Here is a 26156-nt window from a genome sequence, read left to right on the forward strand (position 1 = left end):
ATGACCTTTCTCGTCGGTTCGCGTGGCATGGGACGGCTGCCCGGCCGTGTGCGAGTCACTCGTGAAGCGTTTCCCGGAGTTTCCCTGCCCGTGGAAATACCCCCGGGGGTACTAGTGTTACGGTCGTAAGCATACCCCCCGGGGTAATTCATCGTTGGAAGGGAGTACCGCGTGTTCTTCGTCGACACGATCGAGGTGTCAGGGCTCGGCAACCGCAGCTATCTCGCGGGCGGTGAGCGGACGGCGGTGGCGGTCGACCCGCCCCGCGACGTCGACCAGGTGATCGCGGCAGCGGCGCGGCGGGGCGTGCGGATCTCGCACGTCGTCGAGACCCATGTCCACAACGACTACGTCACCGGCGGTCTGGAACTGGCCCGGATCACGGGCGCCGCCTACCTCGTCCCTGCCGGGGCCAGGGTCTCCTTCGCACGTATACCGGTACAGGACGGCGACCGCGCGGAGATCGACGCCGATGCCGGGCTGACCCTGCGCGCCGTGGCGACGCCCGGCCACACCCCGCACCACACCTCCTATGCGCTGGAGGGGAACGGCACGGCGGTCGCGGTGTTCACCGGGGGCTCGCTGCTGATCGGCACGGTGGGCCGCCCGGATCTCGTGGAGCCTCGGCTGACCGAACAGCTCGCCCGCGCCCAGCACGCCTCCGCACACCGTCTCGCCGCCGAACTGCCCGACGAGACCGAGGTGTTGCCCACGCACGGCTTCGGCAGCTTCTGCTCGTCCTCGCAGGCTGAGGGCGGTGACACGACCATCGGCAAGGAGAAGGCGTCCAATGAGGCCTTCACCCGGGACGTGGACACCTTCGTCGCCGGCCTCCTGGCCGGGCTGGACGACATCCCCGCCTATTACACGCACATGGGTCCGGCCAACGCCGCTGGACCCGCGCCCGTCGACCTGACCCCGCCCGCCGTCGCGGATGCCGAGGAGATAGCCGCCCGGCTGGCAGCGGGGGAGTGGGTGGTGGACCTGCGCAACCGTGTCGCCTTCGCCGAAGGGCACGTGTCCGGCTCGTTCAACTTCGAGGCCGAGGGACAGCTCGCCACGTATCTGGCCTGGCTGATCCCGTGGGGCAAGCCCGTGACGCTGCTGGCCGAGTCACGCGAGCAGCTCGCCGCCGCCCAGCGCGAACTGGTCCGGGTCGGTATCGACCGCCCCGCCGCCGCGGCCACCGGCGCACCGGCCGAGTGGGTGCCCGAGGGTGTGGCATCAGCCTCCTTCCGGCGTGCGACGTTCGCCGACCTCGCGGTTCGGCGTCCTGTGGAGGGCGTCGTCGTTCTCGATGTGCGACGCGGCTCGGAGCGGGCGGCCGGGTACATCGAGGGCTCGGTCCACATCCCGGTCCACGCTCTGCACCGCCGCCTCGGGGAGGTTCCCGCCGGTGAGGTGTGGGTGCACTGCGCGGGCGGGATGCGTGCCGCGATCGCCGCCTCGCTGCTGGACGCGGCCGGTCGCGAGGTCGTTGCCGTGGACGACGCCTTCGACGCGGCGGAGAAGGCGGGACTCACCGTACGGACGCCCTGACGGCATCGGGCGCGGTAGGCGTCCCGCCGATCTTCACTGCCGACATGGAAACAGGAGCGAGAAATCGACATGAGCATCTTCCGACGAGAACGGGGCGGCGCGGGCCGCGTGAGCGTGCAGGAGGCGGCCCTGCGCACCGGGCACGGCGACGCCGCCGGTAGCGGCGGTGACGCCGTGCTGCTGGATGTGCGCGAGCCGTACGAGTGGCAGGCGGGCCACGCCCCCCGAGCCGTGCATCTGCCGCTGTCGGCGCTGGCCGCCGGGGCGGGGCTGCCGGCGCACGCGCAGGCGCGGCCCCTGGTCGTGATCTGCCGCTCCGGCAACCGCTCCCGGCAAGCCGCGGAACTGTTGGCCACTCGCGGCGCGGAGGCCGTGGACGTGATCGGCGGTATGCGTGACTGGGCGGAGGCGGGGCTGCCGGTGCTGGATCCGCAGGGCGGGATCGGCATCGTCGCGTGAGCACTCTCATACTCGCCCTGGCCGCCGGGGCGGTCATCGGTCTCGCGCTCGGTGCGCTCGGGGGCGGCGGCAGTGTGCTTGCTGTGCCCGCCCTGATCTATCTGCTCGGTTTCAGTCCGGTCGGGGCGACGACCGCGAGTCTGGTCATCGTCACGCTCACCTCGGTCACCGCGCTGGTCGCGCACGCCCGCGACGGGAACGTCCGCTGGCGTACGGGGCTGCTGTTCGCGGCGGGCGGGATCGGCCCGGCGATGCTGGGCGGCGCGCTCGCCGGACGTATCCCGGCCGCCGTGCTGACAGCGGCGTTCGCCGTGGTCGCGGGCGCGGCCGCCCTACGCATGCTGCGGTCCCGGCCAGCCGCGGAGGGCACCGTGACGGTGCGGCCGGGGCGGGTGGCGGCAGCCGGTGGCGGGCTCGGCGCGGTCACCGGTGTCCTCGGCGTCGGCGGCGGCTTCCTCGCCGTACCCGCGCTGGTGAGTGTGCTGGGCCTGCGGATGCGGAACGCGGTGGGCACCAGCCTGCTGGTCATCACCGTCAACTCGCTGGCCGCGCTGACGACCCGGGCCGGGACGGTCGAGGGTCTGGACTGGGCGGTCGTCGGACCGTTCGTCGCGGCTGCGATTCTTGGGGCATGGGACGGCAAGCGGCTGTCCGTGAAGGTCTCGGGACACACGCTTCAGCGGATCTTCGCGCTGGCGCTGCTGGCGGTGGCGGCCTTCATGCTGATCGATGCGCTGCTGTGACGGCCGCCGCGGCGAGAGCCCTCACGCCAGGGACAGGAACAGCTTCTCCAGGCGGGCGCGCATCTCCTGGGCGTCCTCGCCGTTCCTGCGGCCGGACTCGATGTCGGTCATGCACTGCTGCATGCCGGTCGCGATGATCGCGAAACCGGCACGGTCGAGAGCGCGCGAAGCGGCGGCCAGCTGCGTGACGACGTCCTCGCAGTCGCGGCCCTCCTCGATCATCCGGATCACGCCGGAGATCTGCCCCTGCGCGCGGCGCAGGCGGTTCAGCACGGCCTTCAGGTCCGCACTCTCAAGCTCCAGCTCCACGATCACTCCTCAGAAAATACCCCTAGGGGTACTGTGCGTCCCGGTTCGGGACCATGTCGACCATTAAGGATCACACCTGTCATGACCAGCTCTCCCGCCCCCGTCACCCTCGCCACCGAGCAGGCCCGCATCCGGCTGCACGAGCTCACCGTCATCGATGTGCGCACGCCGGCCGAGTACGCCTCCGGTCATCTGCCCGGCGCCCTGAACATCCCCCTGGACCACGTCAGGCACGCGCTGCCGGAGATACGCCACGCTTCCGATCGGGGTGACATCCTCGTCGTGTGCGCCTCGGGCGCCCGCTCCGAGAACGCCTGCAAGCTCCTGGCCGAGCAGGGTGTACCGACCGCCACCCTCTCCGGTGGCACCGGCGCCTGGGCCGCCGAGGGGCACGACCTGCACACCCCGGCGGCCTGCGACACGCGGGCCGGCTGGAGCATGGAGCGACAGGTGCGCTTCACCGCCGGCACGGTGGTGCTCCTGGGGCTCCTCCTCGGCCTGCTCGTGCACCCGGCTCTCCTGCTGATCTCGGCCGGTATCGCGGGTGGCCTGGTCTTCTCCGCCCTCACCAACACCTGTGGCATGGCGGCCGTGCTCGGCAAGCTGCCGTACAACCGCCCGCGCGCGGCCGATCTCGACGCCGTGTTGGCCGCTCTGCGCAGCCGCTGAACCCGCGCTCCAGGGCGCCTGGGGGGACTCCATGGAGCCCTGGACGTCAGTTCGCTCCGGCCGAGCCCGCGGCGGCCTTCCGGCGCACGTCGTCCATGTCGACGGCCCTGATCTTTCCGATGAGCTCCTCCAGTGCCTGCGGCGGCAGGGCACCCGGCTCGGCGTACAGGACCGTCCGGTCGCGGACGGCCATCAGGGTGGGGATGGAGGAGATGCGGAAACCCGCGGCGAGTTCGGGCTGTGCCTCGGTGTCGACCTTGCCGAAGACGATGTCCGGATGCCGCTCGGCCGCCTTGTCGTAGACGGGGGCGAAACGGCGGCACGGTCCGCACCAGGCGGCCCAGAAGTCGATCAGCACGATCTCCGAACCGGTGACGGTCTCCTCGAAGTTGTCCTTGGTCAGTTCTACGGTGGGCATGCTTTCCGGTCTCCTCTCATATACCCGGAGGGGTATCTCGATCCCTTCGGTTCAACCGGTGCCGGCCCGGGTTTGTTCCAGGCAGACGGGCGGCAGCGGGAACCAGCGCATCCGCTCGAAGTCGGCCGGCAGCCCGGTGGGGCCGTCGTCGAGGGAATCCGCACGGCGGGTGAGCACCTCGCGCGCACGGTCGAGTTGGCCCGACAGCGCTTCTTCGCCCAGCCGGTGGTGGTGAACCGTCGACCCGGTGATCCGTCCGTCGGCGGCGAAGCGCACGTCGGTCAGCCGCAGCGGGGGAGAGGCCGGGCCGGTGCGATGGCGCCACAGGCCGGTGTGCGGGTCGAAGCGGTAGTCGGGAAGGAGCCGGTGGCCGTACGCGGCGATCAGCTCGACCGCGTCGATGAGGTAGTCGCGGACGGTGTCGCTGATGAAGTAGTTGAAGTTGACGCGGATCCAGCCGGGTTTGATGCCGTCGCAGCCGTGGACGACCTCGTCGAGCAGGGCATGGGAAGTGGCCGTGTCGATGGCGAGCAGGCGGTGCCCGTAGGGCCCGGCGCAGGAGCAGCCGCCGCGGGCTTGGATGCCGAAGAGGTCGTTGAGCAGGGCGACGACGTAGTTGTGATGGAGGTAGGCGTGGTCGCCGTGCCGGATGCGGAACGAGATGATGGACAGGCGGCGGGCGTGGTGGTTGCCGAGGATCTCGATACCGGGGTTGCGGTCCCACCGGGCGAGCGCACGTTTCCAGTGCCGTTCCTCGGCGGCCTGGATGGTGTCGGTGCCGACGGCCTGTTTGAGGGCGAGGACCAGACCGGCGCGGATCGACTCCACGATCGCCGGGGTGCCGCCCTCCTCCCTGGCGACCGGGTCGTCCAGATACCGGTGGCCGATCGGGTCGACGAAGGCGACCGTGCCGCCGCCCGGCACGGTGGGCACCTGGTTGCGAACCAGTTCGCGGCGTACGACGAGCACGCCCGGGGTCTGCGGGCCGCCGACGAACTTGTGCGGGGACAGGAAGACCGCGTCCTTGTGGTCGTCGGCGCCGGGGGTGCTCTCGGCGACCCGGAGGGGTACGTACGGGGCGGCGGCCGCGTAGTCCCAGAAGGACAGCGCGCCGTGCGCGTGCAGCAGTTGGGCGATACGGTCGGTGTCGGTGAGGATGCCGGTGACGTTGGAGGCGGCGGAGAAGCTGCCGATACGCAGCGGCCGGCCGGAGTACCGGACCAACTGCGCTTCCAGCTCGGCGGGATCGATGTGACCGTCCGCGTCCTCGCCGATGACCACGACGTCGGCGACCGACTCCCGCCAGGGCAGTTCGTTCGAGTGGTGCTCGTACGGGCCGACGAACACGACCGGGCGTACGGCCCGCGGCAGCGGGTCGGGGCGGCGCAGCTCCAGGATGCCCACCAGTTTGTTGACCGCCGCGGTCGCTCCCGAGCCGCAGAAGATGACCAGGTCGTCCTCGGTGCCGCCGACCGCGTCGCGGATGATCCGGCGGGCATCCTCGCGCAGCCGGGTCGTCTGCAGGCCGGTGCTGGAACTTTCCGTGTGGGTGTTGCCGTACAGGGGCAGTACCTGTTCGCGCACGAAGTCCTCGACGAAGTCCAGGGAGCGGCCGGAGGCGGTGTAGTCGGCGTAGACGAGGCGTCGGGGGCCGTAGGGGCCCTCCAGCACCTCGCCGTCGCCGATGAGGCCGCGGCGGATGCGGTCCAGAAGGGGGACGGCGGGCGGTGCCAGGTGCGTGCTCATGGTGCCAGTCCGATGCCGATCTCGGGTGGCTGCTGCAGTGTGTTGTGGACAGTGCAGCGCGAGGCGACGGCGAGCAGGGCCGCGCGGCGCTGCTCGGGCAGTCCGGGGGGCGGGACGATCGTGACGTGCACGGAGGCCACGCGGGCGGGCCGGTCGGTGGCCATGGTGAATTCTGCACGGACGCGCAGTCCGGCCTGGTCCAGGCCGTGCCGGTGCAGGAAGCGGCCCGCGTAGAAGGCGACGCAGGTGGCCAGGGAGGCGGCGAACAGCTCGGTGGGGGTGGGCGCGATGTCGGTGCCGCCCGCCTCGACGGGCTGGTCGACATGCAAACGGTGGCCGCGGATGTCCACGGTGTAGATGTCGCGTTCGGCGTGGGTCACCTCGAAGCGGTGCACGTCCGCGTCCTGTGCCTGGTTCGTGGGGAGGGTCTGCGGTGCGGTGCCGGTCATGGCAGGGCCTCTCTCGTCGGCGTCGACTGCTGCCAGTTCCAGTCGACCGCGAACCCCGCTGCTGATCGAGAGGCCGACGGGGTGCGCCAGGGGCCGTTCGGCCCTGGCGCCGACAGCCGTAGGAAAATACCCTGGTGGGTATTTTTTCAGGAGGTTCATGGCGGGCCGTCGGCGCGCCGGGCCTGTCGGGGTGGGGCGAGACATACCCGGGTGGGTACCAGGTGGAGACCTGTGGCCCATGCCCCGCTCTCACCTTCCGGATGACAGTGGGGGCATGGGCACACACATCGCGATACTCGGAGGCGGCACCGGAGGCACGCTGACGGCAAACCGGCTGCGCCGCATGTACGGCCAGAACGACAATCCGGACCGCGCTCGGCCAGGCCGGCGTGCGGGAGGAGCAGGCGAGTCGGGTCGCGGGCCGCGTCGGCGGTGAGGGCCGCCCACACTCCCGGCCCGCCGCCCTGGTCCTGGCCCATCTACTGCGTGACGCGGGTGATGGGCTGATGTGCGGGAGCGAGCCGCAGGCACCGCACGGCGATCCTGCGCCCGCAGGTTGTCACAGGACATGTGTCCTTGGTGTCGTGGCAGGTCCGCCGAGTCCTGCTGTCGCCGTCGGGCTCATGCTCCTTCGCCAGATCCGGTCGCGGTCCCCGGGAGCCGTCTGTCCTTCCACAAAGTAGTGGGCACCCGCCGGGAACTCACCGGCTCCGCCTCCCGACTACTGCAACACAGCCCGTCGCCCCACGGGCACCCCGCTGCAAGGGAGCCACGCATGTCGAAGAAACGGCCCGTCGCCATCGCCCTGGCCGGCGCCCTGTGTCTGGTCACCGCGGCCTGCGCCGACTCCTCGACCGACACGGACACCACCGCCGACGGCAAGGCCGCGGCGGCCGCCGCGACGTCCGGCTACCCGGTGACCCTGGAGAACTGCGGAGTGTCGGAAAAGATCACCAAGGAACCGAGCCGGGTCGTCGTCATGAACGGTGCCTCGGTCGCCGAGGTCTCCACGCTCCTCGCCCTCGGCGTACAGGACAAGATCGTCGCCAACCAGCAGACCTACGGCATGTCCGAGGTCACGGGACGTGCCGCCGCCATCAAGGCGCTGCCCACCGGAGACGTCAAACTCAACGACGCCTACGACATCCCCCGCGAGGCGATGATCGGCCTGCGCCCCGACCTGGTGCTGTCCACCACCTCGTACGGCTTCGACGAGAGGAACGGCTTCGCCACCCGCGAGCAGCTGAAGCAGGTCGGGGCGAACACCTACGTGTCCCCACAGGGCTGCGACCAGGACACCTCCAGGATGACGATCGCCGACAGCTACACCCTGCTGCGCGACATGGGCAAGGTCTTCGACAGGAGCGACGAGGCCGAGAAGATCATCGCCGCGTCGGAAAAGCACATCGCCGAGGTGGCCGCCAAGGTGAAGGGCGAGAAACAGCCCAAGGTCATGGTCCTGTTCTCCAACATGGCCATGGGCGGCAACGACTTCAGCTCCGTCGTCGCCAAGGGCGTCTACAACGACATCCTCGCCAAGGCCGGCGGCTCCAACGCCTTCGAGAACGCCTCCAAGTCCTCCTTCGCCGACCTGAGCAAGGAGAAGGTGGCCGCCACCGACATCGACGCCCTCGTCGTCATCGGCTACAACGACCCGAACCCGGCGGCCTACGCCAGGAAACTGCTGAAGGAGTTCCCCCAGTGGCCGGCCGCGAAGAACAACACGTACGTGGCACTGTCGGACTCGATGTACCTCGGCCCCAGCAACGACCTGGCCGTAGAGAAGATCGCCAAGGCCCTGCACCCCGACAAGGTCTGAACGGCCTGCGGCTGTCCCTCGCCGTCGGCGTCCTCCTTGCCGCGCTCGTCGCGGTCATGGTGGTGGCGGTGAGCATCGGCGCGGTCAACATCCCCGTCGGCGACGTGTGGCGGATCCTCCTGCACCGCATCACCGGCCAGGGCACCACCGCGGACCCCGCCCTGGATCAGATCGTGTGGACCTTCCGGGCACCCCGGGTCGCCCTGGCCGCCCTGGTGGGCGCGGGCCTGGCAGTGGCGGGGGCGGTGCTGCAGACCCTGGTCACCAACCCGCTCGCCGACCCTGTCGTCCTCGGCTTCTCCTACGGCGCCTCGTTCGGCGCGGTCCTCGTCATCACCCTCGGCGGCGTCGCGCTCGGCGGTCTCGGCGCGCTAGGTGTGTCCGGCGCGGCGTTCGTCGGCGCCCTGGCGGCCGGTGCCCTGGTCTTCGTCCTGGGGCAGCGGCAGGGCCGGCTCGCCCCCACCCGGGTGGTGCTGGCGGGGGTCGCGGTCGGCTACGTCCTGCTGTCGATGACCAGCTTCGTCCAGCTCCTGGCGACGCCCACCGAACTGCGTACGGTGATGTTCTGGATGCTGGGCAGTGTCGCCGGCGCCCAATGGAGCCAGCTGCCCACCGTCACGGTCGTCGTCCTGACGAGCACGGTCGTGCTGACCCTGCTGGGCCGACGGCTCAACGCACTGCTCGCCGGCGACGAGTCGGCGACCGCGCTCGGTGTGGACGTCCACCGGCTGCGCGCCGGCCTGCTGGTCGTCAGCGCACTGCTCACCGGCACCGTCATCGCCGTCGCGGGCGGGGTCGGCTTCGTCGGCCTGATGATCCCTCACCTGGTCCGCCTCACCACCGGCGCCGACCACCGCAGACTCATCCCCCTGACCGCGCTCCTGGGCGCCGTCTACCTGGTCCTCGTCGACCTGCTCTCCCGCACCCTCACCCGCCCCAACGAACTCCCGCTGGGCATCCTCACCGCCCTGCTCGGGGCCCCCTTCTTCCTGTGGCTGCTGCGCCGCAACAAGGGCCTGGACGCCATATGAAACTGACCGTCGACCAGCTCCACATCACCCTGGACCGCAGGCCGATCCTCCGCGCGGTGCACCTGGAAGCCGCCAAGGGAGACATCGTCGGCCTCGTCGGGCCGAACGGCAGCGGCAAGTCCACCCTGCTCCGCACGGTCTACCGCTCACTGCGCCCCGCCGACGGCGTGGTCAGGGTGGGCGGCGACGACGTGTGGGAACTCTCCTCCCGCACGGCTGCCCGGCGTACGGCGGCGGTCCTCCAGGACGCCGGCACCACCACCGGCCTGACGGTGACCGAGATCGTCGCCCTCGGCCGAACCCCCCACCACGGGCTGATGGGCCGGGACGGCGCCGAGGACCGCGAGGCGGTCGCCGAAGCGGTCGCCCGATGCGGAGTTGCGCCCTTCGCGGACCGGGACTACGCCACCCTCTCCGGCGGTGAACGCCAACGCGTGCTGCTGGCCCGTGCCCTCGCCCAGCGCCCCCAGCTCCTGGTCCTGGACGAACTCACCAACCACCTCGACATCCGCGCCCGGTTCGAGCTCCTCGACCTCATCCGCAGCACCGGGATCACCACCCTGGCCGTACTGCACGACCTCGACCTCGCCGCCCGCCTCTGCGACCACCTCGTCGTGCTCCACGAGGGTGAGGTGGTCGCGGCCGGACCGGTGCTGGAGGTCCTGACTCCGGACCTGCTCTGCGATGTCTTCGGTGTCCGGGGCGACACGGAACGTCACGCGGACGGCGTCGTCCGCATCACCTACGCCGCCCAGCCCCTCGCTGACGCCCGGGCGCCCGAGCCGGCGCACCGGTGACGCCACAGACATCGCTCACCCTGACGGTCACGGACCGCCCGCACGATCGCGAGCTGTGGAAGCCTCGCCTCGGGCGACGCCTACGGCTACGAGGGCACCCTTGTCCGGCCGGCCTGTTGGGGGACCGCCGGATCATGAGCCGCGGTTCCACCGGGGTGTTGGCCGTACCGGGCCTGTTCTGACGGCGACGGCCAATCAGAACCCGTCGGATTCTGATCACGAGAAGACCAAAGTCGGTCCTACAATGCCCTCTTGTGCCTGCACGCTGGATTCGGGGGGTTCGGTGGGGGAACGAGGGGTGCCTGCGGGCGTGTTGCGGTTCATCGCGCTGCGGGCGTGGGTGTATCGCGCGTTGCTCAGTGCCGCCCTGCTGACCGTGCTGTTGACCACGACCGTACTGGCTGCGCTCGCCGCCTACTCGGGCGCGATAGGCGATGCGGCGCTGCGGCGGTCGCTCGCGGAGCAACGCGCCACTGCGGAGGCCGCTCTGGTGGTCAAGGGCGACGTGCCGGCCGACGAGCGGCGGGCGGCCGACGACGCCGTGCGGGCGGGGGCCCGGGCCGTCTTCGCCGGGCTGCCCGTGCGGGTGCGTACCCTGCTGCGTTCCGGACCCTACGCTCTGCCGCCCGCGCTGCGGCCGGCCTCCGGGCAGGACGGGAACCCGGATCTCACGATCTTCGCGGACCTGGATCGCACGCAGGTGCGGATCGTGGCGGGGCGGCTGCCCCGTGAGGTGGATGCCGCCGGGTCCATCGAGGTCGCACTGCCGCAGAGCGCCGCCCGGCAGCTCGGGGTGGCACCCGGTGCCCGGCTGACCCTCACCGACCGGCTGCACGGCCCGGCGGTGCGGGTGCTGATCACCGGCGTGTACCGGCCGGTGGACGTCCGGGCACCCTACTGGCAGTTGGACGACCTGGGGGGCCGTGGCGTACAGGCGTCGAGTTTCACGACATACGGGCCGCTGCTCACGGCTGCTGGCGTGCCCACGTCGGGGCGGGTGAGCGTCGGGGCGTCGGGCTGGCTGGCGTCGGCCGACTACTCGTCGCTGACGACGGAGCGGATCGGCGCGCTGCGCGATGCCGTGCGCTCGGGGAGCGCGGAGCTGCGCGAGCGGCCCGCGCTCAGTGGTGCGACCGTGGCGGCCACCGGGTTGCCCGAGGTACTGGACCGCATCGAACGCTCCCTGCTCGTCACGCGGTCCAGCATGCTGATCGTCGCCGGTCAGCTCGGACTGCTCGCGGTCTGTGCCCTGTTGCTCGTCGCGCGGTCGCTCAGCTCCGAGCGCGTGGCCGAGACCGGGTTGCTCCGTGCGCGTGGTGCGACCCGGGCCTGGGTGGCGGGCCTGGCGGGGCTGGAGGCCTTGCTGATCTCCGTGCCGGCGATAGTGGTGGCGCCGCTGTTGTCGGGGCCGTTGACGCGGCTGTTGGTCGGGCAGGGTGCGCTGGGCCGGACCGGGGTGCGTGTCGAGGTGCCGTTCGGGGGCCGACCCGAGGTGTGGTCGGTCGCCGTGGGCGTGGCCGCGCTGTGCGCGCTGGCGGTGGCTGTTCCGGCGTGGCGGGCGTCCTTCACGGGCGTCGGCACGGTGCGCGCAGGGGCGCTGGCCGCACCGCTGCGCGCCGGGGCGGATCTCGGGTTGGTCGCCGTGGCCGGTGTTGCTCTCTGGCTGCTAGGGAGCCGTCGTTCCGGTGCTGTCACCACCGATCGCGATGGGGTCCTCGGTGTCGACCCGCTGCTGGTGGCGGCGCCCGCTCTGGTGCTGCTCGCCGGAACGGTTCTGGTGCTGCGGCTGCTGCCCTTGCTGGCGCGTGTCGGCGAGCGGCTTCTGGCCCGTGGGGGCGGGCTGACGGCGGCCATGGTCGGCTGGCAGTTCAGCCGGCGGCCGATGCGGGGGGCGGGTCCGGTGCTGCTCCTGGTCATCTCGGTGGCGCTGGGTGTGATCGCGATCGGGCAGGGTGCGTCCTGGCACCGTTCCCAGGCCGACCAGGCCGACTTCCGCGCGGGTGCCGAGGTGCGCGTCCTGACCTCCGGGAGCGGTGGTGTGGGCCGTACGGACGTCTACGCGGACCTCCCGCACGTGGATGGGATCGCCCCCGCGGTGCGTGGCACCGTGCCGCTCTCCGGCAGCCGCACCGCGACCGTCCTGGCTCTGGACACGGCGGAGGCGGCCGGGGCGGTGCTGGCACGGCCCGACCTGACGGACGGTCCGCTGCTCGCCGGGCTCGCGCCGCCAGGAGCGCCCGCGGGCATCGAGGTACCGGAGGGCACGGCCGGGCTCACGCTGACCGCTGCCCTGCACAGCACCACGCCGGGCCCGGGCGCGGACGTCACGCTCACGGTGCGGGACCGTTACGGCACCTCCTACGCGATACCGTCCGGCCGCCTCCCGGCCGACGGCCGCCCGCACCAGCTGACCCCGGATCTGAACGGCGCCCAGGGCCCGTTGGCGCTGACCGGGCTCGCACTGAGCATGTCGCAGCCGACCGGCCGTGCCGACCGGCACCGCCTGGTCCTCGGCGCGCTCACGGCGACAGGGGGCGACGGTGGTGTCCGGCGGCTGACGTTGCCGACGAGGTGGGCGACCGCGGTCGAGGCCGGCTCTGTCACCGTCGCCCCCGGCGACAGTGCCCGGCCGACCCGCCCCCGGATCACATCGACGGCACCCCTGACCATGACGTACAGCACCGGATTCCTGCCGCCGGATGTTTCGCCTGCCGCCGTGCCGCTGGAGGTGCGGCTGAAGGTCGTCCAGCCCGCGGCGCCCGAGGTCGTGGCGGTCGCCACCCACCAGTTCCTCACCGCTTCCGGTGCGCGGCGGGGGCAGCGTGTGGAGGTGACGTTCGGCGGCCGTTCCGTGCCCGTACACATCGTCCGCACCGCGAGCGCCCTGCCCACGACGGAGACCACCGCGCAGGACGGCGGGGCCCTGCTGGTCGATCTCCGGGCCGTCAACCGGGTGCTTCAGGCCCGCTACGGAACCAGCCTCACGCCCACCGAGTGGTGGTTGCGCACGGCCGCGCCCGCGGACGCGGCAGCCGCCGTGCGGACCCTGCCCGACGTCGATCCGGAGCAGGTGGTGGTGCGCGACGAGATAGCGGCCCAGTTGCGCGACGACCCGTTCGGCGCGGCCCCGGAAGCGGCGCTGGTCGCGGCGGCGGCGGTGACGGTGCTTTTCGCCTCGCTCGGCTTCGCGGTGAGCGCGGCGGGGACGATGCGGGTCCGGGACGGTGAGTTCGCCGTGCTGCGCGCCCTGGGGACATCCCGCCGTCGGCTTGCCCGGCTGGTGGCTGTGGAGCACGGCGTGCTGGTGGCCCTGGCGCTGCTGGTCGGCACGGCCCTGGGCGCGGTGCTGACGTACGCGCTGGTTCCCCTCGTGGTCCTGACGGGGCAGGCCACCCGGCCGCTCCCGCCGGTGCTGGTCGAACTCCCGCTCGTGCGCCTGGCCGCCCTGCTGGCGGCCCTAGCGGCGGGCCCCGCCCTCGTGACCGTGGGCCTCGCACTTCGGCGGGCGAAGCCCGTGATGACTCTCAGGGACGAGGTGGCGCAGTGACCGCGCAGCCGGTGCCTCCGCGGAGCGGGGGGACAAGGGCGGTGCCGCCGCACGTGCGGGCCGGGGTGCGGGCCCGGCTGAGGGCCTTCGCCGGTACGTCCGTGGCCCTCGCGCTGCTGGTGACCGTGACCGCCGCGCTGGCTGCCGCGTACCCGCGTGCCGTCGACCGGTACGGGGACGCGGGGCTGCGCCGGGCGGTCGAGCAGGCCTTGCCCGACCGGACGACCGTGCAGGTGGACGCCCCGCCACCCTGGACGGACACGATCAAGGAGACGGAGGCTGCCCTGCGCACCGGTCCGCTGGCCGCGGCGCGGGCCGAGGTTCTCGCCACCACGAGGGCGCCGCTGGTGCCCGACCGCGCGCAGTCGTCGTACGGCGTGCGCACGACCGTCGGGCTGGAGGCGTCCGATCCGTGGCTTCCCCGGCCCGCGGACATGCCCGCCCAAATGATGCTCGCCGCTCAGCAGGACCTGGCCTCCCATGCCCGGCTCAGTGCGGGCCGGTTGCCACGCACCACGGGCGAACCGGTGACCGCGGCGACCGCGCAGGTCGAGGCCGCCGTCACCGTGGACACCGCCCGTGCGCTCCACATCCGGGTGGGCTCGGTGATTCACCTGCCGGGCTCGATACGTGCCCCGCTCGCCGTCCGGGTCACCGGGATCGTCGTCCCGCGCACCCCCGAGGGCGCCTACTGGTCGGCACTGCCGGTGCTGCGCACCCCCGCGCTGAGCCGCCTGCCCGGCAGTGCGCCGACGGACGTCTACTGGCTCGGCGCTCTGCTCCTCGCCCCCGACGCCGGCCCGGTCCTCCTGGGCACCCCCGGCAGCCCCCGCCGGTACTGGCAGGTGGCGCCCGACGTCGCCACCCTGCGCGGTGACGATCTCGATCGGCTGGCGTCCGCCGTCGCCGCCCTTGAGTCGGGCCCGGGAGTGCAGCACCTGAGGGCGGTCGTCGACCCGCGCCTGGAGGCCCAGACGAATCTCGACGGGGTCCTCGCAGACCATGCCGGACTACGGTCGGGGATCGACCCGCTGCTTCTCCTGGCCGCCGTCGGGACCGGCAGCCTCGCCGTGATCGTCCTGGCCATGGCCGGCGGCGTGGCAGCCGATCGCCGACGCGCGGAGCTGGCCCTGCTGCGTGCCCGTGGCGCCTCGCTGCCCGGCCTGGCCGTTCGGCTGCTGGCGGAGACGGCGGTGGTGGCCGTGCCGGCCGGCGCCCTCGGACTGACGGTCGCCCTGCTCGTGCTGCCCGGTGCCCGCAGCGCGCCCGCCGTCGCCGCCGCGCTCGCCGTCACCCTGCTCGCCTGTGTCGCGCTCCCACTGCGCGGCGTGATGGCGCACCGCACGGTGCGGATGCACGACGGCAGGGAAGACCTCGCCTCCGCCCGCCCGTCGCGGCGTCGTACGGTGGCCGAACTGACCGTGCTGGTCATCGCGTCGGGGGCGGTCGTCGCACTGCGCCGGCAGGGATCCGGCAGCACCGGTCTGGTGGCCGCCGCCCCGCTGCTGACGGGCGTGGTCGCGGCTCTGCTGCTGGCACGCCTCCACCCCCTGCCGCTGCGTGCGCTGAGCAAGGCGGCCACGCGGATGCGCGGCCTGGTGGTTCCGCTGTCGCTGGCCCAGGTGGCCCGCGCCCCGGGCTTCGCGGTGCTGCCGCTGCTCGCCCTGCTGACCGCTCTGACCACGGCCGCGTTCGGCGGCTCGGTCCTGGCAGGGGTCACAGCGGCCCGTGACCGGGCCGCGATCCTCGCCGTTGGCGCCGACGGCCGCATCGAGACGACCACCGGCACACTCCCGCAAGCCCTGCCCGACCGCGTCCGCAGTCTGCCCGGCGTACGGGGGATGGCGGAAGCGAGCGTCACCAGCGAGGCGAAGCCCCAACAGGGCAGCCAGCCGGTACCGCTGGCCGGTGTGGACCCCGACGCCTACTCACACCTGGCGCACCGCACGGGACTGGGGCCGTTCGACGCGGCGAGACTCCGGCAGCGGGACGCCGGTACGACGGCCGGCGGCGACCGGCCCCTGCCCGCGCTGGCCTCACCTCGCGTGGCAGAGGAGTACGGCCCCGGCCCCTACTCCGTCCTCCTCCCGGACGGCAGCTCCGTCACCGTCCGGATCGTCATGGTCCAGGAGCGCACTCCGGCCGTGATCGGTGACGACTTCCTGGTCGTGGACCGTGCCGGTCTTCCCCGCGGCGTGGCGCGTACGACGACCCTGCTGCTGACCGGTGACGCCCTCAACAGCCGGGCGCTGCGCTCGGCGGCAGAAGGCACAGGGGCATCCGTCCGGCTGCGCGTCGACGAACGCGCCCGGCACGTCGACTCACCGCTCCAGTCGGGCGCGGAACGCCTGTTCGGTGTCGCGGTCGCCGCGGGCGCCGGGTACGCGGTCCTCGCCCTCCTGCTGACCGTGCTGCGCACCGCGCCCGAACGCAGCGCCCTGCTAGCCCGGTTGCGCACGATGGGCATGAGCCGGTCCCAGGGCCGCCGGCTGCTGATCCTCACGGCCCTCCCGCAGGCGTTGCTGGCCGCGGCGGGCGGTCTGCTGACCGGCTGGGCCGGCATTCACCTGCTGTCGCCCGGCATCGACCTCACGACCATCGCCCTGGCCTCCCCGTCCGCCCTGGAGGGGGCCGCGCTGCGCACCGATCCGCTCTCGCTGGCGGTTCCGGCGCTCACCGTGCTGCTGCTGGCCGTCGGTGTGCCCGCCGGCCAGGCCTGGTGGACCGGCCGACGCGGTTCGGTGCGCGAGCTGAGGATGGGTGACGACTAGTCAGTGAGCGGAATCCCGAGACCAAGCGCCCTCCGGCGCCGGCCCGTGTCCCTCTGTCCGCCCAGGAGCAGCCGATGACCAGCAGCCCGACCTTCCACGAGCTCACCGACCGTGCCCTCGCCGCGCGCAACGCCGCCGTCTACGGTCACGACGCCCTGATCACCTGCGACCGGCTGGTACGGATCTTCTCCGCCGACGGCGTGGAGGTCCAGGCGCTGCAAGGCCTCGACCTCCTTGTGCGCAAGGGGGAGTTGATGGCCCTGGTCGGTGCCTCCGGCAGCGGCAAGTCCACCCTGATGAACATCCTGGCCGGACTGGACAGACCCAGCGCCGGTGTGGCCCGCGTCGCCGGCCACGACCTGGTCACGATGTCCGCCAAGGAACGTCTCTCCTACCGTCGCAGGACCGTCGGTTTCGTCTGGCAGCAGACCGCCCGCAATCTCCTGCCCTATCTCACCGCCGCGCAGAACGTCGCCCTGCCCCTGCAGTTGGCCCGCGTGCGAGGCCGGCGCCGGACCAGGGCCGATCGCGCCATGGAACTCCTCGAACTGCTGGACGTCGCCGAATGCCGCGACCGTCGGCCGCACCAGATGTCCGGCGGCCAGCAGCAGCGCGTCGCCCTCGCGGTCGCCCTCGCCAACGATCCCGCGGTCCTGCTGGCCGACGAGCCCACCGGTGAACTCGACTCCCACACCGCCGAACAGGTTTTCGCCGCATTCCGCACCGCCAACGAGGAGCTGGGGACCACCATCGTGATCGTCACCCACGATCAGTCCGTCGCCGGGGAGGTCCGCCGTACGGTCGCCATCCGGGACGGCCGGACGTCGACGGAAGTCCTGCGCCACAGCGAGGTCGACTCCGCCACCGGTCAGGAGAACCTGGTCGCCCGCGAATACGCCATGCTCGACCGGGCCGGCCGTCTCCAGCTCCCCGCCGAGTACACCCGGGCCCTGGGGATGCGCGACCGTGTCGCCCTGGAACTGGAACCCGACCACATCGCCGTTCGCCCGGACGACAACACACGCGGCGACCGGAACGGCCAGGGCTGAGTCACGGAACGGCCGGGGCTTCCGAACCAGCCGGGCCCGCAGTGGATCTGACCCACCGGCATCGCTCAGGACACGTGGTCCTGAGAATCGGTGATCTCTCCGTCCCTCAGCTCAAGCACACGATCCGCAAGGTCAAGAAGTGTTCTGTCATGGGTGGCCACGAGAGCCGTGATCTGTTCGCTGCGGACGACAGCGCGCAGCAGTTCCATCACGGAGTGCCCGGTCTCCGCGTCCAGCTGGCCGGTCGGCTCGTCGGCGATGAGGACCGAAGGGCTGTTGGCCAAGGCGCGGGCGATGGCGACGCGCTGGCGCTGCCCGCCCGACAACTCGCTCGGACGCTGCGCGGCATGGTCCGCGAGCCCCACGAGAGACAGAAGCAGTTCGACGCGCTCCCGTCGCTCGCGCGGGTCCGCCCTTCTCAACCGCAGCGGCATGCCCACATTTTCTGCGGCCGTGAGGATGGGAATGAGCCCGAACGACTGGAAGACGAAGCCGATGCGTTCCCGGCGCAGCGCGAGGAGGGCGTCCTCACCCTGGTCCCGCAGGTCCAGCCCGTCGACGGTGACGCGTCCGCTGTCCGGCTCGTCCAGACCACCGACGATGTTGAGCAGGGTGGTCTTGCCCGAGCCCGAACGTCCTTTGAGAGCGACGAGTTCTCCCCGGCGGACCTCGAAGGAAACGCCGCGCAGAGCACGAACGGCACTGACGCCTCGACCGTACGACTTGTGCACATCCGCCACCTGCAGCATGGCTGCGGTCACCGCCTGGCTCATCGCGCCCCCGTATGCTCCGCCGATCTTGCAGCGCGCCAGTCTCTCATCCGGCACCACGACCGGCCAAGCACGGTGTCCTGCGGCGCTTCCCTTCCCATGAGTCGGACCGCCCGCCGACTGACGGCGGGACGAAGGAGACGGCCCGCGCTCTCTCCCCCCCAGTGCTTCCGCCCCTGCACGGCGGTGGCGCACCCCCGTCCTGGCTGGGAAGAAGCCGCTGCTCCTCGTGAGTGCCGACGGCAGAGGGACTGTGATATACCCCGGCGAGGTGGGCGAGGCGACACCACCACTGACCCCGGCGCCGAAGACCGGGGGAGCACCAAAGCCTCCCGGATGTTGTCCGGTGACGCCCCTCAGCTGTCGCCGTCACTCGCACCGGGGCCGACCGCACGGGCCTGTCCCCAGCACAGTGGGCCGCGCCGGTCAGGGCCTGCCGCTGCCTGGAGAACAATGCCGCGTTCGTCCACTACGGCCAGGTCCTCGACTCCGGCCGGCCGATCGGTGGCGGCATCGTCGAAGGAGCGGCCCGCCACCTGATCTCCGGCCGCTTCGACATCACTGGCAGCCGATGGAGCGTCTGCGGAGCCGAAGTCGTCCTCATCCTCCGAGCCGTCATCGGCAACGGCGACTTCCCGGCCTACTGGACCTTCCACACCCAGAGGGAACGCGAACGCCTCCATTCCCCGCCCGATAGACACAACGACGATCTCCGGACCTGACCGACGACCTCACCGCGGAAGAGCCGTACCCCTCCCCAACCAGCCGCACAACACTGGGACCTGCCATCGCCCCGGTCAATCCGGGCGGGGCTCGTGGGATAGTAACTCCCCTGGAGGGACTATGAGTTACTCAATGTTCATCTTCCGCGCCAACGCGGCGTACGCCCACGACACGCAGCAGGACACCTTCATGGCGCTCGCCGCGATGTACGTCGAGGCCAGTCCGGTCTACCGGGAGGTCGCGTGGCTGCGGGACTGGCAGGCTTTCTGGGTCGAGGCAGCGGGAAACCAGGGGAACGGCTGCAGCGATCTAGATCCTCAGAAGTATCTGACCGATGACGATCGTATTGGGCTGTTCCGCAAGTTCCTCGGCGACTACAGGTCCTGGGTGAGCGCCACCGCCCCATCCCTGAAGTTGATCACCGGGTACGACGCGGACAAGCTCGTCGACTTCACCGAGACGATGGAAGCGGTGCTCACCGGCGACAGGACCAACCCCAGAGTCGTCCCGAGCAACTCTGTGCCTTTCCAGAGCTGGATGAACGAACCCTTCGCGGGCCCTTCGCGGACTCTTCCCTGACAGCCTGGCAGGACGCTGGTTTCCGCCGACGTTCATCAACCCTGCAAGGACGTAAGAGCCTTCCGAAGGAGGGCAAGGGGAGGGCTCTTGATAAAGGTCGTCGTGCTGATCGGTTGTGTGCTGGTGTACGTCGGACTCCTGTGCATCGCCTGGTGGCTCGACGGACGGGTGTACCGGAAGGCGATCTCCGCGGCCTGGGACCGCCATATGGCCACAGTGCCGGAGCCCGCCGACCTGGCCCCGGACGCCGTTGTGAGGATGGGGCCCGCGGCCCTTGGCGTTCTGATTGTCGAGGGACGCTGGAGTGCCTGGCGTGCCTATGAGGCGGTGGTCGCCGGGCTGTTGGCCAAAGGAAGCGTCAGACCGGCAGACAACCACCGTGGAAGGCCGACCCTGGTGTGGGAATGGGAGAAGGGGCCTCCTGAGGGAGGGGTGGAGAAGGCCGTGTGGGACCAGCACTGTGACCTGGCCGAGTTGCACCCGAACAGGGTTGTCCACCCCGTGGTGCAACGTCTGGTCTCGGAAGGCGTGCTGCGCGAGGGCGAGACGCTGCACGTCCCTTTCCGCCCGCCCGTTCCCGTGTGGGCGAAGATTGCGGGTGTGCTGGGACTCGCGCTCACCTGGCCTGTGGCTCATCTGTTCCCCGACGGCATCTACCTCAGCAAAGGCTCGATTTTGACAGCCGGCGCTCTCATTCTTCTGTCGCTGTCGATGTTCATCAACATCAACGAGGAACAGCCGACCGCGCTTCGCCTGCCCCGCCTGAGTGAACGCGGGGAACAAGTGGTCAAACAGGCCTCGGTGCAGTTCGCACACCTCGACCCGGCGGTCCGGGACGAGTCGCAGCGCTACGAACCAGACGAAGTGGCCTTTGCCGTTGCCCTCTTCGGCGATCGGGCTCTCGCGTGCTTCAGTGAGGACCTCGTGGAGCGCCTTGCCGAATGGCAGGCGTATTGGGGGGCTTTGGAGGAAAGAGCGCGCAGGGAAGAATACCTACGGCGTTGGAGCGGGTAGTCAGGTTGAACTCGCGGTGTCCGGTGATCTGATCATGCAGTGACCCGTGATCAGGCCGGTGGGCGGGTAGCAGGCAGCTGCCGCCACCTCATAGGCGTCCGCCGACATAACCCGCGCCCGTTGGGGCCTTGGACGAGCCGTAGTCGTCCTCGGGCGCGGATCCTCTGACATGACGGCCGTGATCTAGCCGCGTGGCTGTAGTCCTGCTGGTCAGGGCTGGCTGCACCGCCCTGACGAGGGACACGGACGCTCCCGGGGCTGCCTGACCTCCAGATCTATCTCGCCGGTGAGGGGCGTGGTGACGGGGGAAGCCGAAGCCGGAGGAGGTGCTCGCCGGCCTGCAAGGCGTGGTCCGCCGAGCGTTCTCCGCCCGGGGGCGGTGGGGCCCCCGGGCGTGAGCGACATGCCAGGTCAGGTGAGCCAGGAGTTGGAGGCGCAGGCCGAGGCGGTGACCCACACGTGGGACATGATGTTGTCGTCCACTGGCCCGACGGTGCTGCCATCGCGCCTCTGGAATACGTTGTCCGTCAGGTTGTCCGCGTACTTCTCACCCGGTGCGAGGCAGGTGTACCCGGTCACGTCGCTCTGCCCCGGAAGGTAGTAGAAGGCGACGACGTCCTTGCCGCCGATCGTTCCGCTGTTCATGACGGACGAGGCCTGGTTCTCGTCACCGCTGGTGAACGGGGCCACGCTGTCAGACCAGTTGGAGTCGTTGCCCTGGGTTGCACCGAGCAGTGTGCCCTGGCAGTCGGGGTCGGCCCAGGCCCGGACGTACCCGTCCCTGCCCGGCCACTTCGCGTTGCAACCGGTTACCTGGGTCGAGGCCTGAGCGGAGGTGGCCGGTACCGCGAGGCCGAGCGCCGCCAGGCCGATCACCGCGGCGAATGTGCCGAATTTGCGCATGATTCTCCCTCTTGTCTGCCTCGTTCGAGGCGTGCTGATCCTCTGCCGGACCAGCGTGGAAATCTGTGGGGTCAGGTCCGGGGACCGACGATGTCCGCGGCGCGGACGTATGCCTCGTGCTCGATACGGCGGCTCGTGTCCAGCGCCTGGCCGTACCGGCCGCGCAAGGCGTTCACGTAGTGCGTCTCGCGTTCCTTGCCGATGGCTGCCAGCGATGCGGTGCGGGCGCAGGTGGCATCGGCGACGGCGAGCCGCCGCTCGGCCGCGAACGTCTCGTCGGACGTGCTGCGCAACGCCCGTTCCTTCGCTGCCTGACGTGCCGCTCCCGGGTCCTTCTCGGGGTGGCCCGCGTGTTCCATGCACGTCGACCAGACGCTCAGCGCCGCGACGAACTGTTTGTCCCGCATCACCTGGGGGACGTAGAGCGGCTGAAGATTCGAGGCGATCTTGTTGGCCCGGAACCACGCCTCCGGATCCCCGTACAGCCGTTTCTCGGCCTCGGCCACGCATCCGCCCATCTGTCTGCGGATGGTGGCGCCGTTCGGGAGTTCCGCCATGATCTCCGGCGCGTCGATCCCCCCGTCAAGAGCATCGTCGTACGCCTTCCGCCGCTCCTCCGAAAGGCCCTTGCGGTAGACGAGGTTGGGGTTGGTGAGCCGTGCGCGGTCCTCCTTGGCCGCGATACGGCTGCCGTACCCGTGCTTGCGGGCCCAGGCGACGTCGTCCGCCACATAGCCGAGCGTCCGGCTTTCCTCCAGGCTTGGCCGCTCCGCCTCCCAGTAGGTGAAACCCTGCCGGTTCATACACTGCTTGATGAGCCGCTGCTCGGCATCCGCGATCCGCAGCTGTTCGGTATCGGTCAGTGGCCGAAGCGCGCCGGCCGGGACGGTCTTCGCGTCCTGCGACGCCGCAGTGCCGGAGCAGCCGGTCGCCATGACGGCCGCGGCGACGGCGGCCAGCATCGCCACGGCCCAACCCCTCGCTGTGATGGCCGGCGATTCACTCGGCATCTCCCACACCCTCCCGGACGGGTTGACGTTCGGTATCCCTGAGTCTGTGCTCCCGGCTCCCGCTGCCGCACATGCTTTCGGCCCCAGCCGAAGTGACTCGGGGGTCAGCCCCGGCTTCCCTCGGCCGGACCCGGACCCGGAGACTGCGCGCCGAGGAGTTGCAGGCCCAACGGAGTCACTGAGTGCAGGACGTACTTGCCTTCACGGCGGCTCACCACGAGGCCTGTGTCACGCAGGATGCTGAGCTGCGCACTCACGCTGGGCAGGGACACCCGCACGGCGTCGGCGAGTTCCGAAGTGGTCCGGGAAATTTGGCCGGCCGCTTCGGCCAGTAGCGCCGCGCGGGTACGGCCGAGCAGGTGCACCAGTTTCTGGCGCGTGCCGTAAGCATCACTGAGCAGGGTCTTCTTGACCGGATAGACCAGCACAGGTGCCAGCGACGGGTCCGCAAGAGCGGTCGGCCGACGCCAGCAGAAGTACGAGGGGAGGAGAAGCAGGCCGCGCCCGCCCAGGTGGAGATCTCTGTCGACCGGGTAGTCCACTTCCAGTACCGGCGGGTTCCACTGCGCCAGCGGACGCAGGCCGTTCAGCAGCGACTGCGTGCCGCCATCCAGCAGGGAACGAGCCCGCAGGGCGACGTCGGAGCCGACCTGGGTGCGGATGTCGGCCCAGTACGGCCCCAGCAACGCGCGGTGGTAAGTGTGCAGTGCGCCCGTCAGGGACTTGAGCCCGTCGGCCCCCGGTTCCGCCAGCGACTCGGTCCGGGAGGAACCCGGGCGGGACTCTGCCAGACGTGTCAGCTCACGGACCAACTGGCCGCGGGGCGTGCGGAGTATCTGATCGAGACCATCACCCAGGCTGCCGCCGATGACCGGCGGTGTGAGGAAGTCCGGGATGTAGCCGACGTCGGGGATCACCGTCCGCAACTGAGACACGACGCCACGCAGGGCGGGGTCGCTGCGAAGTTGGGTGTATGCGCGATGGCGCCAGGGGCCGAAGTCGAGCGGCCCCTGGCGCGTCTGTAACCGGCAGACACTGCAGACCAGTTCCCAGAGTGGGTCGGGTCGCGGGGCGATCCGAATGTTCTGGAGGTCCTGGTCGGTGAAGTGGATACGGAGCATGGAACCTCTCTCAGCCGTGGTGCGCCGCGGCCCCTCCTGACCGGAGCGTCTGACGTCAAGACGAACCCTCCGCCTGCCACGGTTGCTCCGAGAAGTGGCCGCGCTGCCCTCGCGAGGTCATCATCGGCACCCGGGTCCCAGGCCACGAGCGGATGCTCCACCTCGCCACGGTCCGCAGCTACGACCTCACCGGCCACCGCGCCGTCGAGATGAACCGCGCCGCCCCCCCCCCGCTGAGTGGCCCCGGGCGCGAGCCACTACCGGGCCCGGGGCGTCGAGTGCCAGGACCGGAACGGCAGGAGGACGGCGGTCCGCGAGAACCCGGAGTTCTCCGGCACACCCCATGCGGCTTTCCTGATTCATGCCTGCGGGGGAGCGGGCGCGAGCTTCGTGCTGCCGGTCCTTCGCCAGTGTCCTGCGCCGGTCAGTAGTTGATCGTCAGTTGGTGTGTGACTTCTGCTCCTGGGGCATCAGTTCCTCGGCGGAGCCCCAAGTCGGTGCCGTTGCTGCTGTCCGCTGAGGAGCGGGCGGAGTTGGAGCGCTTCGCCCGCGGGTTGATCCATGATCTGGAAGCCGTGGTCGCAGGGCTGGGTCCGCAACATGATCCTGCTCCCGTGGCCGAGCAGCCGCGGGCTCGGGGAATCAGCCACGGTCGAGCCGCAGCAGCGACGCACAGAGGCGCTCGGGCAATTCCGGCAGGATTTTGTGGATCCCGGCGCAGCCCGCATCGCTGTTCGTGGCGACCGGCCGCCAGCCCGAGGACTCGGCCCGGTAGAACCAGCGCTGGGAGACACCGGAGGAGGAGCATCCGTCCCCGGCGTCACCGCACGCCGGCCCCATCCGGGTCGACAGATCCAGCACCAGCCACGTGTCGTCGCAGCCGCGTTCCTCCCAGCTCGTGTGCTTTGGGATGTCCGTGTCGTTGACGGCCTGCTGGTACGAGGACGAGGTGCAACGTGGTGGCGTGGGGTCGCAACCGTTCTCACCGCACTGCCGCAGAGCGGGTGGCGTGGCACCGACAGGGGTGTACACGTCCATGCTGTTCACCATGACCCTGCGGGAGCCCAGGGGCTCGCCCAGCTTCACCGTCGCTTTGACCCGACGCGTGCCGGTGCAGCCGGAGTCCTGGTCCAGGGAACGGGTCTCGTACGTGACCTTCGCGTACACCGTGCCGTGCTCGACGGTGTCGAGCTCACCGCGCAGGCCGCGCACGCAGTCGCGTGCACCGTCGGGCACTTTGGCATCGACCACCAGGGACCGGCCGCCGTCGGCGGTATGGACGCCGTCGATGCGAATCGGAGCGGCGAGCGTCCAGGCGGCGGCCGTGGCCGCACCTGTCGCCTCCTCATCCGTCTCGGCGGTCTCTGCGGTCTCGGAACCGCAGCCGACGAGGAGTGCCAGGACCGCGCCGAGCACGACAACCCGTATCCCCCGCCACATGCGATGCCCCCGTCCGCCGAAGAACCGCAGCCTAACGTGCCCCAGGGCGCCCCTCACCGTCTCCTGCCGGACCGCCTACAGGACAGAACCAGGCCGAGCGCGTCGTCCAGGGCGTGGCAGATGCTGCGTCAGTGCCCCCGCCGCGACGGCTCCCGGGGACCTGTGCCAGAGCCTGCCGAAGGACGTCGCAGACAATGAGGTGTACGCGGGTGAGGACCGGTTGGGACCGGCCCGAAAGCCTTGTTCCACCGCGAGCGGGCGGGGATCATGACCGCGTGCAACACCCAGAGAGCCCGCCAGGTCGGGGTGGTCCAGGTTGACCGCGGCGGCGTCGTCCGCGCCGGCCGCCAGGCACAGTTCGCGCAGCCATTCCGCGTCGATCACCGTGGGCGGGGGGCCCACGTCACCGGCCCTGCGTCGGGCGAGCACGGCCTGTACCGACGGGTGGGCCGCCAGCTTCGCCGGAAGCGGGGGATGAGCGGGTTGCCCTTCGGTGTCGCGCGCGGCAGTCATTCGTGCTCCTGGGGGGTGTGGGTACGTGGCTTGCCACCACGGGCGAGAAACCGATCAGTTTAAACGGGCGTGGACCCATGGGAGTTGCTCGGTCGCCGGTGCTCGGCTGCGGCTCACCGAGCGCATGGTTCGCCGAGGCTGCTCGTCACGGGATGCGTCAGCGCATGTCCGCCGCATCGAGCAGGGCGGCCACGGTGGGGGTGATGAGCCCGGCCTGTGCGTCGGCTTTGATTCCAGCACGGGCGCTGGCGCCGTCGAAGACCAGGACCAGCTGACGGGCCAGCAGATCCGCGTCGCTCGCCCCGCCCTGTTCTGCCTCGGCGCGGAAGAAGCCGGTCAAGTTCTCCTTGACCCGACCGGCCACCCGGCTCGCGGTGTGGTTCGGGTCCTTGAGCTCGATCTGTACGACGAGGTACCGGCAGCCCTGGAAGTCGGGTGCGCCCGCCTGCTTCTCCGCCTGTTCGAAGACATGCAGGATCCGATCGCGGGGTGGACGGTTGTCGTCCGTCGCGGGAAGGAGTGCCGCCATATAGGCGGAGGCGCGTTCCTCCAGGCTCGCCGCCAGCAGTTCGTCTTTGCTCTCGAACAGCTTGTACATGGAGCGCTTGGACACCCCCGCCGCCTTGCACAGCGTGTCGACGCCGATGTTGACGCCGTCTCGGTAGGTGAGCGTGGCCGCTGCCTCCAGCAGTCGCTCTCGGGAGCTTGACATTGCTTCGGTGGTCATATTGTGAGGT

Annotated in this window: 23 protein-coding genes; 12 read left to right on the top strand and 11 right to left on the bottom strand. The window is 70.9% G+C overall.

Annotation, left to right across the window (positions count from 1 at the left end; translation table 11 throughout):
- Nucleotides 1-171 precede the first annotated feature (171 nt).
- From OG595_RS41650 to OG595_RS41660, 3 genes are all read left to right on the top strand, one after another.
- Nucleotides 172-1539 (top strand): MBL fold metallo-hydrolase, encoded by a 1368-nt coding sequence (locus OG595_RS41650; RefSeq protein ID WP_329281490.1) that lies wholly within the window; start codon nucleotides 172-174, stop codon nucleotides 1537-1539.
- A gap of 69 nt (nucleotides 1540-1608) precedes the next feature.
- Nucleotides 1609-1998 carry a rhodanese-like domain-containing protein gene (locus OG595_RS41655; RefSeq protein WP_329281492.1) on the top strand — a complete coding sequence of 130 codons (390 nt, stop codon included), beginning with the start codon at nucleotides 1609-1611 and terminating at the stop codon, nucleotides 1996-1998.
- The gene (locus OG595_RS41660; protein WP_329281494.1) at nucleotides 1995-2741 is read left to right on the top strand and encodes a sulfite exporter TauE/SafE family protein; all 747 of its coding nucleotides are present in this window, start codon (nucleotides 1995-1997) and stop codon (nucleotides 2739-2741) included. Before OG595_RS41655 ends, OG595_RS41660 begins: the two co-directional genes overlap by 4 nt.
- A 21-nt stretch (nucleotides 2742-2762) precedes the next feature.
- Here OG595_RS41660 and OG595_RS41665 read toward each other — a convergent pair whose 3' ends face one another.
- Nucleotides 2763-3050, bottom strand: a complete 288-nt coding sequence (locus tag OG595_RS41665; RefSeq protein WP_329281495.1) for a metal-sensitive transcriptional regulator — start codon at nucleotides 3048-3050, stop codon at nucleotides 2763-2765.
- A gap of 81 nt (nucleotides 3051-3131) precedes the next feature.
- On the opposite strand from OG595_RS41665, the gene OG595_RS41670 reads away from it, so the two are divergent.
- Complete coding sequence (locus tag OG595_RS41670) at nucleotides 3132-3719, top strand: rhodanese-like domain-containing protein (protein ID WP_329281497.1); 588 nt, start codon at nucleotides 3132-3134, stop codon at nucleotides 3717-3719.
- Nucleotides 3720-3765: 46 nt separating this feature from the next.
- Here OG595_RS41670 and OG595_RS41675 read toward each other — a convergent pair whose 3' ends face one another.
- The 3 genes from OG595_RS41675 to OG595_RS41685 are packed head-to-tail and all read right to left on the bottom strand — an operon-like array spanning nucleotide 3766 to nucleotide 6332.
- A complete protein-coding gene (locus OG595_RS41675; protein WP_329281498.1) occupies nucleotides 3766-4137 on the bottom strand; it encodes a thioredoxin family protein in 372 nt (123 codons plus the stop codon).
- A 51-nt stretch (nucleotides 4138-4188) separates the two neighbouring features.
- On the bottom strand, nucleotides 4189-5883 hold the full coding sequence (locus OG595_RS41680; protein ID WP_329281501.1) for an aminotransferase class V-fold PLP-dependent enzyme: 1695 nt from the start codon (nucleotides 5881-5883) through the stop codon (nucleotides 4189-4191).
- On the bottom strand, nucleotides 5880-6332 hold the full coding sequence (locus OG595_RS41685; RefSeq protein WP_329281502.1) for an OsmC family protein: 453 nt from the start codon (nucleotides 6330-6332) through the stop codon (nucleotides 5880-5882). The genes OG595_RS41680 and OG595_RS41685 overlap by 4 nt, the downstream gene beginning before the upstream one ends.
- Nucleotides 6333-7107: 775 nt before the next feature.
- Here OG595_RS41685 and OG595_RS41690 point away from each other — a divergent pair.
- The 6 genes from OG595_RS41690 to OG595_RS41715 all read left to right on the top strand — a co-directional run bounded on the left by OG595_RS41690 (nucleotide 7108) and on the right by OG595_RS41715 (nucleotide 17346).
- A complete protein-coding gene (locus tag OG595_RS41690) occupies nucleotides 7108-8151 on the top strand; it encodes an ABC transporter substrate-binding protein (protein ID WP_329281504.1) in 1044 nt (347 codons plus the stop codon).
- Between the two features lie 56 nt (nucleotides 8152-8207).
- Nucleotides 8208-9182 carry a FecCD family ABC transporter permease gene (locus OG595_RS41695; RefSeq protein ID WP_329281506.1) on the top strand — a complete coding sequence of 325 codons (975 nt, stop codon included), beginning with the start codon at nucleotides 8208-8210 and terminating at the stop codon, nucleotides 9180-9182.
- Entirely contained in the window at nucleotides 9179-9979 is an 801-nt protein-coding gene (locus tag OG595_RS41700; RefSeq protein WP_329281508.1) for an ABC transporter ATP-binding protein, read from the top strand. The genes OG595_RS41695 and OG595_RS41700 overlap by 4 nt, the downstream gene beginning before the upstream one ends.
- Before the next feature lie 310 nt (nucleotides 9980-10289).
- Nucleotides 10290-13526 (top strand): ABC transporter permease, encoded by a 3237-nt coding sequence (locus tag OG595_RS41705; RefSeq protein ID WP_329281510.1) that lies wholly within the window; start codon nucleotides 10290-10292, stop codon nucleotides 13524-13526.
- A 41-nt stretch (nucleotides 13527-13567) separates the two neighbouring features.
- Nucleotides 13568-16297, top strand: coding sequence for an FtsX-like permease family protein (locus tag OG595_RS41710; RefSeq protein WP_329281512.1), 2730 nt, complete (start codon nucleotides 13568-13570; stop codon nucleotides 16295-16297).
- 74 nt (nucleotides 16298-16371) lie between these two features.
- A complete protein-coding gene (locus tag OG595_RS41715) occupies nucleotides 16372-17346 on the top strand; it encodes an ABC transporter ATP-binding protein (RefSeq protein ID WP_329281514.1) in 975 nt (324 codons plus the stop codon).
- Nucleotides 17347-17411: 65 nt separating this feature from the next.
- Here OG595_RS41715 and OG595_RS41720 read toward each other — a convergent pair whose 3' ends face one another.
- Both OG595_RS41720 and OG595_RS41725 read right to left on the bottom strand, forming a co-directional pair.
- A complete protein-coding gene (locus OG595_RS41720) occupies nucleotides 17412-18119 on the bottom strand; it encodes an ABC transporter ATP-binding protein (protein ID WP_329283595.1) in 708 nt (235 codons plus the stop codon).
- Nucleotides 18120-18472: 353 nt separating this feature from the next.
- Nucleotides 18473-18799 carry a hypothetical protein gene (locus OG595_RS41725; RefSeq protein WP_329281516.1) on the bottom strand — a complete coding sequence of 109 codons (327 nt, stop codon included), beginning with the start codon at nucleotides 18797-18799 and terminating at the stop codon, nucleotides 18473-18475.
- Between the two features lie 160 nt (nucleotides 18800-18959).
- On the opposite strand from OG595_RS41725, the gene OG595_RS41730 reads away from it, so the two are divergent.
- Both OG595_RS41730 and OG595_RS41735 read left to right on the top strand, forming a co-directional pair.
- A complete protein-coding gene (locus OG595_RS41730; protein ID WP_329281518.1) occupies nucleotides 18960-19418 on the top strand; it encodes a hypothetical protein in 459 nt (152 codons plus the stop codon).
- Between the two features lie 87 nt (nucleotides 19419-19505).
- A complete protein-coding gene (locus OG595_RS41735) occupies nucleotides 19506-20432 on the top strand; it encodes a hypothetical protein (RefSeq protein ID WP_329281520.1) in 927 nt (308 codons plus the stop codon).
- 411 nt (nucleotides 20433-20843) lie between these two features.
- Here OG595_RS41735 and OG595_RS41740 read toward each other — a convergent pair whose 3' ends face one another.
- From OG595_RS41740 to OG595_RS41760, 5 genes are all read right to left on the bottom strand, one after another.
- Nucleotides 20844-21335, bottom strand: a complete 492-nt coding sequence (locus OG595_RS41740; protein ID WP_329281522.1) for a hypothetical protein — start codon at nucleotides 21333-21335, stop codon at nucleotides 20844-20846.
- Nucleotides 21336-21406: 71 nt separating this feature from the next.
- The gene (locus tag OG595_RS41745) at nucleotides 21407-22297 is read right to left on the bottom strand and encodes a hypothetical protein (protein WP_329283597.1); all 891 of its coding nucleotides are present in this window, start codon (nucleotides 22295-22297) and stop codon (nucleotides 21407-21409) included.
- Nucleotides 22298-22449: 152 nt separating this feature from the next.
- A complete protein-coding gene (locus OG595_RS41750; protein ID WP_329281524.1) occupies nucleotides 22450-23466 on the bottom strand; it encodes an ArsR/SmtB family transcription factor in 1017 nt (338 codons plus the stop codon).
- Nucleotides 23467-24108: 642 nt separating this feature from the next.
- Nucleotides 24109-24882, bottom strand: a complete 774-nt coding sequence (locus tag OG595_RS41755) for a hypothetical protein (protein WP_329281526.1) — start codon at nucleotides 24880-24882, stop codon at nucleotides 24109-24111.
- A 694-nt stretch (nucleotides 24883-25576) separates the two neighbouring features.
- A complete protein-coding gene (locus tag OG595_RS41760; protein ID WP_329281528.1) occupies nucleotides 25577-26146 on the bottom strand; it encodes a TetR/AcrR family transcriptional regulator in 570 nt (189 codons plus the stop codon).
- Nucleotides 26147-26156: the final 10 nt, after the last annotated feature.

Origin of the sequence: Streptomyces sp. NBC_01451, from assembly GCF_036227485.1 — a bacterium.
Taxonomy (GTDB): domain Bacteria; phylum Actinomycetota; class Actinomycetes; order Streptomycetales; family Streptomycetaceae; genus Streptomyces.

What these genes read in the sequence shown, in the direction of transcription:
- OG595_RS41675 (WP_329281498.1), bottom strand. Translation starts at nt 4,137, where the DNA reads ATGCCCACCGTAGAACTGACCAAGGACAACTTCGAGGAGACCGTCACC.
- OG595_RS41680 (WP_329281501.1), bottom strand. Translation starts at nt 5,883, where the DNA reads ATGAGCACGCACCTGGCACCGCCCGCCGTCCCCCTTCTGGACCGCATC.
- OG595_RS41730 (WP_329281518.1), top strand. Translation starts at nt 18,960, where the DNA reads ATGAGTTACTCAATGTTCATCTTCCGCGCCAACGCGGCGTACGCCCAC.
- OG595_RS41725 (WP_329281516.1), bottom strand. Translation starts at nt 18,799, where the DNA reads ATGGAGGCGTTCGCGTTCCCTCTGGGTGTGGAAGGTCCAGTAGGCCGG.
- OG595_RS41740 (WP_329281522.1), bottom strand. Translation starts at nt 21,335, where the DNA reads ATGCGCAAATTCGGCACATTCGCCGCGGTGATCGGCCTGGCGGCGCTC.
- OG595_RS41690 (WP_329281504.1), top strand. Translation starts at nt 7,108, where the DNA reads ATGTCGAAGAAACGGCCCGTCGCCATCGCCCTGGCCGGCGCCCTGTGT.
- OG595_RS41670 (WP_329281497.1), top strand. Translation starts at nt 3,132, where the DNA reads ATGACCAGCTCTCCCGCCCCCGTCACCCTCGCCACCGAGCAGGCCCGC.
- OG595_RS41750 (WP_329281524.1), bottom strand. Translation starts at nt 23,466, where the DNA reads ATGCTCCGTATCCACTTCACCGACCAGGACCTCCAGAACATTCGGATC.
- OG595_RS41760 (WP_329281528.1), bottom strand. Translation starts at nt 26,146, where the DNA reads ATGACCACCGAAGCAATGTCAAGCTCCCGAGAGCGACTGCTGGAGGCA.
- OG595_RS41715 (WP_329281514.1), top strand. Translation starts at nt 16,372, where the DNA reads ATGACCAGCAGCCCGACCTTCCACGAGCTCACCGACCGTGCCCTCGCC.
- OG595_RS41655 (WP_329281492.1), top strand. Translation starts at nt 1,609, where the DNA reads ATGAGCATCTTCCGACGAGAACGGGGCGGCGCGGGCCGCGTGAGCGTG.
- OG595_RS41745 (WP_329283597.1), bottom strand. Translation starts at nt 22,297, where the DNA reads ATGCTGGCCGCCGTCGCCGCGGCCGTCATGGCGACCGGCTGCTCCGGC.
- OG595_RS41685 (WP_329281502.1), bottom strand. Translation starts at nt 6,332, where the DNA reads ATGACCGGCACCGCACCGCAGACCCTCCCCACGAACCAGGCACAGGAC.
- OG595_RS41700 (WP_329281508.1), top strand. Translation starts at nt 9,179, where the DNA reads ATGAAACTGACCGTCGACCAGCTCCACATCACCCTGGACCGCAGGCCG.
- OG595_RS41720 (WP_329283595.1), bottom strand. Translation starts at nt 18,119, where the DNA reads ATGAGCCAGGCGGTGACCGCAGCCATGCTGCAGGTGGCGGATGTGCAC.
- OG595_RS41695 (WP_329281506.1), top strand. Translation starts at nt 8,208, where the DNA reads ATGGTGGTGGCGGTGAGCATCGGCGCGGTCAACATCCCCGTCGGCGAC.